This window comes from Paenibacillus sp. MAEPY2 (assembly GCF_000499205.1).
In the GTDB taxonomy this organism is placed as follows: Bacteria; Bacillota; Bacilli; order Paenibacillales; family Paenibacillaceae; genus Paenibacillus; species Paenibacillus vandeheii.
Map to the genome: position 1 here is coordinate 270,983 of NZ_AWUK01000038.1, position 9,833 is coordinate 280,815.

A 9,833-nucleotide genomic window follows, 5' to 3' on the forward strand; every position below is an offset into this window, starting at 1 on the left:
TATAGAGGCAGCCGCTCGCCGGCTGCTTTTGTTTTGATCAATTTCATCTCTACATATCTACTAAATAGAAATTTCGATTAGGGAGTGTTAACGAAATGTTCTGTAATTCCGATAAAGAAACCTGTGGGAATTATAGAATCTTGCTCTGGGCAGCCTACGTGAAAAGTGAAAAGCGATTCATATTCAGTTCACAAATGCATTTTACAATAAGATTAATTCTTGTTGTTAGGAACCTATTTTCACGAAAAGCTGCTTATTGCAGATCAATATGGAGGTAAGATTCGTTTGGAATTGTTTGAGTTTATTTTACTAATGCTTGCGGTAGTTTCATTATCTAATTTAGTAAACCGGTTTATCCCTTCGATCTCGGTGCCTATTATTCAAATCGCGCTGGGTATGTTAATTACTTTGCTGCCTTTGCACTATGAATTGAAATTAAATCCGGAGCTTTTTTTGCTACTATTCATTGCCCCGTTGCTGTTCAATGATGGCAGACATGCGGATAAAGAAGCGCTGTGGAAGCTGAAGAAACCTATCCTTTTGCTTGCACTGGGTTTGGTATTTGTAACTGTGGCCGTGATGGGTTATTTCCTAAATTGGCTGCTTCCGGTCATCCCGCTGGCGGCAGCCTTTGCATTGGCGGCTGCACTAGCACCTACCGATGCTGTGGCCGTGGGTGCATTGGAGCAGAAAGTGAAGATTCCCCATCAGACGATGCAAATTCTTGAGGGAGAATCTTTAATAAATGACGCATCGGGGCTGGTCTCATTTCAATTTGCCGTAGCCGCAATGGTCACTGGTGTGTTCTCACTCCAATCTGCCAGTATCAGCTTTATTTCCATTTCACTTGGGGGTGTTGTACTGGGCCTTCTGCTTACCTTTGTAAAATATGGTGTGGTGAAGTGGTTACGAAAACTGGGGATGGAGAATGTCACGCTCCACATGCTGATTGAGATTTTGACTCCCTTTTTGATTTTCATGGCAGCGGAGGAGTTAGGAGTCAACGGTATCCTCGCCGTCGTCGCTGCAGGGATTGCACATTCTCTGGGTTACAAGAAAATGAACCCCGAGGTAGCCAAGCTAAGTGTTGTATCCAAAAGCACCTGGTCGGTCATTATCTTTGTGTTGAACGGACTGGTATTCCTGTTGCTTGGAACACAGCTTCCTGATATTATCCAGACGATTTGGAGTAACCCGGAAATAGGGAATTTTAAAGTCATTATGTATACACTGGTATTGACTTTGGCTGTACTTGGGCTGCGTCTCATCTGGGCTATTCTGATGGATATTTCTAAAGGGCCCAAACAGAGCGAACCTTGGAAGCTTAGATTGAAGAATGCGCTTATCCTGAGCCTATCGGGAGTCCGGGGAACGATCACACTGGCGAGTACGTTGTCATTGCCGTTTTTTCTTAATGATGGCACTGCATTTCCGGCCAGGGATCTGATCATTTTCCTTGCATCTGGAGTTATCCTGTGGACGCTTCTGGCATCCAACTATCTGTTGCCGCTTTTATTAGGTAAAGAAACACAAACGGAGCAGGAAGAGGATGAGATTCAGGCCAAAATTGAGATTCTGAGGAATGTGGTTACTGGATTAAATGAACTGACCACGGACCAGAACCGGCTTGCAACCGCTCAGATCATCAATACGTATACTTCCAGAATCCGAACACTCAAGAAAGATGAAAATAAAAATAAGGCACAGCGATCCTTGGGTTTGTCCGTTCTGAACTGGGAAAGAGAGAATACGCTGCTTGCACTTGAAAAGAAAGAAGTGAATCCGTACACAGCGTACCGTTACCTTAACCGAATTAACCAACTGTTGTTTATGCACACAAGAGATGCGCGTTATAAAAAAGAGTTATTCCCGGTAAAACATTGGGACGAAGTGCTCGGAGTACTGAAGCAATTCCGGTTAAGTTTTCGAGAAAGAAGGGCAGAATTGAACAGACTTAGAATTCAAAATGTTACTTATGTCATTAAGCAGCTAAATGTTCTGCTCGCAGAAGGCGAGCGGGATATGGAGCTGGTCAGCTCGCTGATTCTGCAATATGAACGTATGCTGCTGGGTCTGACCAGAAATGAACGGGATGCCGACACTCGAAAAGACTTCGGTACAGCGATGCAGGAGCTGGCACGGGTCGGAATTCAGCTGGAGAGAGACAACATCCAGTCCATGTTCGAGGCTGGCCGGATTTCAAGACAGGGCATGAAGGAAATGAAACGCGACATTCTCTTCATGGAGCATGATTTGCGAGAAGAGACAAGTTGAGATCGATCCGGATTAATGTTCTTGTTAAAAACCTAGTAGAAGTGCATACATCATTCCTGGTAACCCATTGAGAGTCGCTATTTTAGCGGCTTTTTTGCTTTGCGGAACAAGTTTCTTCCCAAGTCCAGCACAGTTCTCGTCCCGATTAACTATAGGCAGTTTTTCAGAGAAGGAGTTGTCTGGATGCTCACAACGCTGCCATTGCTTGCTTTCGCGCTGCTCTCGCCGTTCGCCCCCATTCTGGCACGCCGTTTTGGGGTGGAACGAACCCTTCTTTATGCGTTGGTTTTACTCATAGTAGGTATCGCGACCCGTTCGTTGGCCGCAACCGCTTCTTTGTTTGCAGTCACTGCTTTGATTGGGCTGGCGATTGCGGTGTGCAACGTGCTCATTCCAAGTCTGGTCAAACGTAATTTTGCTCATCAAGTCGGCCTCATGACCGGTGTGTACTCCGTGTCGATGAATTTATCCGGGGCGATTGCATCCGGTGTCAGTGTTCCGGTCGCCCGCGACCTCGGTTTCGGCTGGAATGGTGCACTTGGCATTTGGGGCGTACTCGTTCTGTTGGCCGCGCTATTCTGGTTGCCTCAAGCTCGGGCGAGTAGAGGGTCTGCCATAGCGGCAACAAGTGGTGTGCTCAAGCGGCGAAGTCTGTGGCGTTCGCCTCTGGCATGGATGGTTACGATTTTTATGGGGATGCAATCTCTCTTATTCTATGTTTTGGTTGCTTGGTTGCCTGAAATGATGACAAGCCGGGGCTTGAGTGAAGACAGCGCGGGTTGGATGTTATCACTATTTCAAACAGCTGCGCTGCCCGTAGCGTTCATCGTGCCGATCGTTGCGGGACGCATGAAGAACCAACGTTTACTGGTCATCATAATGACTATCCTGTTGTTTGTCTCATTGGGAGGCCTTTACTTCGGGGGAAATGCTCTCATTTCATTATGGACAGTTTTACTTGGAATTGCTGGGGGATGTGCATTCAGCTTGGCCATGATCTTTTTAAGCTTACGGACGAAGGTTACCTGAGGGAGACAAAACATAGTCCGATTGAAAGTCGCTATTTAAGCGGCTTTTTATTTTATGATGTAGAAAGAATATAGTAGATAGGGTACATAGGTTGTGAGCGGATAGTGGAATGACCCTATATATGGAAGGTTTTTAATATATCAATTGCGAAATTGATTGGCTATAATGCAAAAGGATATAGAAGGAGATGTGAAATTTAACAAAAAGGCGGAATGTATGTGGTTTACTTTTTATGGACGATGTATCTTGGACTGCTGGGAACAGCATCTCTCGCGTTTTTATTTAAAGGGAAGTATAAATCAAAACTTAGCAAAATAGATTTCATCGTATCTGTCATTACATGGATTGGGTTGTTAGGGTTCGTTACAGAAAACACTATTCTAACTCCTGCTTTCTGGAAAATTGTTACCGTGATAGCTTTTCTGTGGGATATATCGTTTACGATGCTTCTAAAGGATTATGAAGATAAAGAAATTCTAGAGGAATTACCGATTGCGGTGAGGAGAGTTTGGATGTTAATAACGTTAGTTATCATGATTGGACCTCTTTACTATGGGCTTTTCAAATATTCTTTTTTATGAATATGCATTGAAAGATCCCTTTTTAACGAAATAAAGTGTAAAACCAGTGGGATTTAAATTCATTCACTGGTTTTTTGATTATCATAGAATGCAGTTTGAGAAATTACAAAGGAATCATAGAGCTTCCACAATTCAAACTACAATTAGAATAAAGATATTTGCAAGTTATTACTTTCTTTTTTACGACACACATAAACGTAAGCTGAAGGAATATTCAGAGGGACAAACACAATTTTTTCGATAATAAATTTTTCGGATAGTTGTTTTTTCATTTGTAGAGAATATTGAAAAGCAATAAACTGTCCTCCAGGTTTGAGAGCTTGGTGAATCTGTTCGATTAAAGTGGTCCTTAATGTACGTTCAAAATTAAAAAAAGGCAAACCGCTAAAGATATAATCCAGTTCATCTATGCCTTCATTCCTCATTGTGTTCATTAAAGTAGCCGCGTTCGGGTAAGAAGTGAAATTTGGATATTCATTTTGTAAAATGGTCCGCATCGTCTGATCCATTTCAAATAATAAAACTATGGTGCTTTTATGTGCATTTTTTTGAATGTATCGGGTAATGGCTCCAGTCCCTGCCCCAAGCTCTGCAACTGTCATATTTTCTTGCCAACTTGCTTGTTTAACCATCGCATTGGCCAAAAAACGAGAACTTGGAATAATACTCCCCACTTTTTTGGGGCTCTTCACAAAACTCTTTAAAAATAGCAGACTATCATTTGATTTCATTTTATATCCTCCAGCATGGATAAGATTGGGATTCCAAAGAAACTTCCTAATGCAAAAAAAGTGATCGTCCAGAGCAGAGCGCTTGAGTACGTTATAAATGCAAATTTTTGATAATTAATACCGCTCAATCCAATGAGCAAAGGCATGAAATAACGCACAATCGGGATAAACATTCCGATACACATTGCTACATGGCCTCTTTTTCTTAAAATGGATTCGGCTATGAGATAGTGCTTATTGTGTGAAAATTTATGTTTGAATTTGTGGCCGAATAATTTGCCTGTAAAATAAGCAACGGTGATGGCTGTTAGCAGGCCAATCAGGATACTGATATAAGCAACCCAGTGATTGATAAAACCTGAGCGACTTAGAATAGCACTGGTAAGAATCGTTACTTCATTTGGAATGGGGATTCCGAACGGGCCTAAAGAGAAGGCCAGAAAAAAGAAAAGATAGCCATATTGATGGATAAGATTTAATACTGTATTAATAATCATTTTTTCAACTCCTCATGTTGATAGCTGTATCTTAACGAGAGAAATTAAGGAATTGATTAGTGAATTTCTAAAGAAAATCTAAAGAATTTGCAGTTAGTAGGAAAGAAACTACGATGTTTAAAAACTTCAGAAATTCCTTCGTTTTTATACCAAAGATTTTTCATTTAAATCGTGTATGATGGTCTGGTGAAACGAAAATGGAAAAATGTATTCGCTTTACGTAACTGGTGCCTCTGCAGAAAGTATTGTAGAGTTGTAGGAGCAATTACGCGATGAAGGTGAGAAATATGGAGATAAATAATATTCTTGTTGTAGACGATGAACCGGAAATTCGAGAAGCTCTCGTTATTTACTTAAAAAGCAATGATGTAGATGTATTTACGGCCTCCAACGGATTGGAAGCGCTAGAAATCCTTGAACAGGAAACGATTCATCTGATTATCATGGACAACATGATGCCACAGCTGGATGGAATTAAAACCACATTTAAAATTCGTGAAAGCAAAAATATACCGATCATTATGCTTTCGGCCAAATCGGAAGATAGCGACAAAATTTTGGGACTCAACGTTGGAGCCGATGACTATATCACGAAGCCGTTCAATCCTCTGGAGCTAATTGCCAGAGTCCAATCTCAGCTACGCCGGTTTACGAATTTAGGTTCCTTCCAGTCAAATGGGGATGAAATTATCCAAGTCAGAGGACTCATGCTGAACAAAAGCTCGAAGACTATCGAGGTAGATGGAGAGGACGTAAGACTGACAGCGAAGGAATACAAAATTTTGGAGTTACTTATGGAGAACAAGGGCAGAGTTTTTTCAATTGAGGAAATTTATGAGCGCGTGTGGAATGAACCGATCTTTGCTTCAGAGAATACGGTTGCCGTTCATGTGAGAAATATTCGAGAAAAAATTGAAATCAATCCCAAAGACCCAAAATATTTAAAGGTGGTATGGGGAATTGGATACAAAATCGAGAAAAAGTAAAGCAGATCGAAAGGTTGGAATCGACCTGCTTGTCATCATTGTCGCCGTTATTTTATGGATCTATATACTTATAAACGAGTATTTATATCTGGGGTTGAGTCTGAGGTTTTCAACCTCAATTTTTATTTTGGAATTGCTGTCCATTATAATCCTTGGGTTGTTGGCAGCTCGACTGTATCTTTATTTTAAGGAACCTCATAGTAGACGTTCCTTCTGGCATGGCTGTGTGCTGATGGATTATTTTCATAATTGGGGAACGGGCCTTAGAGCCAGCTTACAAAACGGGAGACTAACGTTTGGCCTCATCATTATGTTTCTGCTGACTGCGATATCCGGCATTTGTTTTTGGGAGGCAGTCACATATTACGGACAGGAATGGCTCATCCTTTATTTGTTGCTATTTGTGTTATTTCTGGTTCCATATGTACTTTCCAAGCTTAGACGTTTCATCGCCATCATCAATGGAAGTAAAGAGATTGCCGAAGGGAATATTCAGAATTCCATTCAGGATAACGGAAACGACTCCCTATCTGAACTTGCTGGCTATATTAACAATATGAAAGCCGGATATCAAAGTGCATTGGAACATCAAATGAAAAGCGAGCGTTTAAAAACTGAACTGATTACCAACGTATCGCATGATTTGAAAACCCCGCTTACTTCTATTATCAACTATGTCGATTTATTGAAAAAAGAAAATCATTCTGAGGAGACATCCCGAGCCTATATTGAAACGCTGGAACGTAAGGCACTGCGGCTGAAGCTGTTGATTGAAGATCTGTTCGATATATCAAAGATGGCCAGCGGCACAGTAGATCTGGATATGGAGTACGTCGATGTGGCAACTTTGTTGACCCAGGCGATTGCGGAATCAAACACGCATAGGGGACAAGCGTCGCTTGAAATTCGGGAGAGGATTGCGAAATTCCCAATTCATGCATATTTGGACGGCAATAAAATGTGGCGTGTATTTGAAAATTTAATTAACAATGCGCAGAAATATTCGCTTCCAGGAACTCGAATCTATATTTATTTGGACGAGTCTGATAATCAGGTAACCTTCAAAATTCAAAACACCTCTGCCTATGAAATTGATTTTGCTGCGGAAGAATTGTTCGAGCGTTTCAAAAGAGCTGACGAATCCCGCCAGACAGAGGGGTCGGGACTAGGGCTAGCCATTGTGAAAAGCATCGTTGAGTTACACGGAGGGCAGATTAAAATCGAGATTCATGGTGATCAATTCAACGTAATTTTGCTTTTACCTAAAAAGCACTAAATGTAATAAAAGATCATCAACATGGACACAAGTTGGTGATCTTTTATTTTTAACGAATTGAATTTAAACACAATGTACTAACTCAATAAACCCCAACGGAAAGCAGAGGCAACGACCTGTGTCCGGTTTTTGGCACGAAGCTTGATCATCAAGCTGCTTACGTAATCTCTCACGGTATACTCACTTAGGAACAACAAGGAAGCGATTTTCTTGTTATCGTATCCTTCTGCCAGAAGTTTGAGAACGGTAGACTCCCTTTCTGTTAACAGAATGGCCATCGTTTTCGCGGTGTTTTCCTTTTCTTTTCTGGATAAAAACAACCCAATTCGCTTTCCCACTTCTTCAAGCAACTCCAGTTCACCCTTCGTGCAGTCAAATGAATCTCCCATTTGGTCAAAAGTAACCCAGCCATACAATTGATGCTCATGAGCAATCGGTACAAATATGATGGAAGACAAGTGAAATAACTCGATATGTTCGTCCCTTAGATAAGGCTTTGGATTTTTCAAATAGATCGGTCTTTTGGAGTTGAAGATTAGATTTTGCTCAGTCAATTGTCCCTTCATACTCTGAACCTTTGGAAGCTCTTCGCCGATGACCCCATAGAACTGGTTGGACCAAGGTACATAGGCATAGAAAACACAACGTTTATAATTGAAATACTTCTCACATTTTTTAAGAATAAAGGCTAGATCGGAAACTCCGGAAGAACTGACTAGGAGTTTGTTTAATTGGTCCAGCAGACGGAGCTTCTTCAATTCGTCATTTTCATCCGTATCATGAGTTACAGGCTCCGTATCTGCCCACTTATGAAAGCTATGCATCAGATAAGAAGAAACAGATAGCATAAACATGACTGGTTCCATCATTCGCTGATGTTTCAATTGGATCAATAGTGTCAGCAAAGCTTTTTCAAAGATAATTTGAAGCCAATTTAAGCTTGCCATATTTAACATGGATAGCTGAGATTGAACCCAGGTGTCCAAATAAGAAGAGTAGTGATGATCCATATTTTCAATATCTGAATAAGTAAATATGCGAAAAAAGGATTTCATCAACGCTTCCGTTTCGATCCGATGTGTTTCAGAGATGTTAATTTCCGATATCAAGTAAATGTTTGTATTTTCTTCGAGCTGTTTGCTATGCGTTCTGAAAAACAATACAAATTCCTGAAAAGTCATTTCAGCATATGGGTGAAAAGATTGTGTCATAATAAGCCGTTCCCTTCAAAATAAAATACCCTACAAACGGGGGGTATACAATCCATTATTACACAGAACTTTATAGGATAGTATTTCAAAATTAAAAGAGTAAGATTGAAGAGTACAAGGTCTTGAATCTTTTGAGTCCGATTAGGATTTATAAGATGGTAATGAATGGACAAAATATGTATATAAACTTAACTAATGTTGAATGGAGCGGTTGAATCGTATGAAATTAAAAGATAAAGTTGCTATTGTCACAGGTGGGGCCAGTGGAATTGGTGAAGCCACCGTTCGTCTTTTCGCACAAGAAGGAGCAAGAGTCGTCATTGCTGACTTTTCCGATCATGGTAAAGAACTAGCTGCCGAACTCAATGGGGAAGGTCATGATACGGTATTCATCAAAACAGACGTTACTAAAGAAGAAGATATTAAGCACATGATTAATGAAACTGTTGAGAAATACGGTAAACTGGATATTATGTATGCAAATGCGGGGGTTGCAGATGACGATACTGCTGATGCATTATCCTATGATAAATGGAAACGTACGATTGATATTAACTTGTCAGGCGTATTTCTTTCCGATAAATATGCAATCGAACAGTTCCTTAAGCAAGGAAATGGCGGAGTTATTGTGAATGCTGGTTCAATTCACAGCTTTGTTGCGTTGCCTAAAACCACAGCATATGCCTCGGCAAAAGGTGGAGTTAAGCTGTTAACTCAGAATTTATGTACTGCTTATGCAAAAGAGGGAATCCGTGTCAACGCGGTATGTCCTGGATACATTGAAACTCCTTTATTGAAGAACGTAGATGAAAAAAGTAAACAATATTTAACTTCACTTCATCCGCAGGGCAGACTTGGACGTCCGGAAGAAGTAGCAAAAGCTGTGTTGTTCCTGGCCAGCGATGATGCTAGTTTCGTGAATGGTACGACCTTGCTTGTTGATGGAGGTTATACTGCACATTAATTTGGGTGAGAAAAACATAATTTGATCTGAAAACAGATTTCCGAATCGTAATAAACCTCTGAATGTTGAAGACTTCTTCAATGATTTAGAGGTTTTTTTACGTTTCGATCAAGTAGAGTACTGGAATCCCCCACGACTTTTTAGATACGCTAAACAACTATATAAATTGAACTAAACATTTACACGATAACGGAGAGGACAGAAATAACGTGAAGAAGCGAAGCGTTCGCCTTTATCCCCGGATTTCCCCTTTATAAGGGATTTAAAAAAATCTGGGGATAACA

General features: G+C 40.7%; 8 protein-coding genes. 5 read left to right on the forward strand and 3 right to left on the reverse strand.

Going from position 1 to position 9,833, the window contains the following annotated elements; genetic code table 11:
- Positions 1-285: 285 nt before the first annotated feature.
- Positions 286-2,274, forward strand: a complete 1,989-nt coding sequence (locus tag P364_RS0128345; RefSeq protein WP_024633406.1) for a Na+/H+ antiporter — start codon at positions 286-288, stop codon at positions 2,272-2,274.
- Between the two features lie 183 nt (positions 2,275-2,457).
- Positions 2,458-3,303 (forward strand): MFS transporter, encoded by an 846-nt coding sequence (locus P364_RS0128350; protein ID WP_024633407.1) that lies wholly within the window; start codon positions 2,458-2,460, stop codon positions 3,301-3,303.
- Positions 3,304-4,027: 724 nt separating this feature from the next.
- Here the strand turns inward: P364_RS0128350 and P364_RS0128360 are convergent.
- Both P364_RS0128360 and P364_RS0128365 read right to left on the reverse strand, forming a co-directional pair.
- Positions 4,028-4,615 carry a class I SAM-dependent methyltransferase gene (locus tag P364_RS0128360; protein ID WP_024633409.1) on the reverse strand — a complete coding sequence of 196 codons (588 nt, stop codon included), beginning with the start codon at positions 4,613-4,615 and terminating at the stop codon, positions 4,028-4,030.
- Positions 4,612-5,112, reverse strand: coding sequence for a DedA family protein (locus P364_RS0128365; protein WP_024633410.1), 501 nt, complete (start codon positions 5,110-5,112; stop codon positions 4,612-4,614). The genes P364_RS0128360 and P364_RS0128365 overlap by 4 nt, the downstream gene beginning before the upstream one ends.
- Positions 5,113-5,399: 287 nt before the next feature.
- Between P364_RS0128365 and P364_RS0128370 the strand changes: the two genes are divergently transcribed.
- A complete protein-coding gene (locus P364_RS0128370; RefSeq protein ID WP_024633411.1) occupies positions 5,400-6,098 on the forward strand; it encodes a response regulator transcription factor in 699 nt (232 codons plus the stop codon).
- A complete protein-coding gene (locus P364_RS35685; RefSeq protein ID WP_024633412.1) occupies positions 6,073-7,374 on the forward strand; it encodes a sensor histidine kinase in 1,302 nt (433 codons plus the stop codon). The genes P364_RS0128370 and P364_RS35685 overlap by 26 nt, the downstream gene beginning before the upstream one ends.
- 77 nt (positions 7,375-7,451) lie before the next feature.
- Here P364_RS35685 and P364_RS0128380 read toward each other — a convergent pair whose 3' ends face one another.
- Positions 7,452-8,585 (reverse strand): LuxR C-terminal-related transcriptional regulator, encoded by a 1,134-nt coding sequence (locus tag P364_RS0128380; protein WP_024633413.1) that lies wholly within the window; start codon positions 8,583-8,585, stop codon positions 7,452-7,454.
- 220 nt (positions 8,586-8,805) lie between these two features.
- Between P364_RS0128380 and P364_RS0128385 the strand changes: the two genes are divergently transcribed.
- Positions 8,806-9,549 (forward strand): SDR family NAD(P)-dependent oxidoreductase, encoded by a 744-nt coding sequence (locus P364_RS0128385; protein WP_024633414.1) that lies wholly within the window; start codon positions 8,806-8,808, stop codon positions 9,547-9,549.
- The last annotated feature ends 284 nt before the right edge of the window (positions 9,550-9,833 follow it).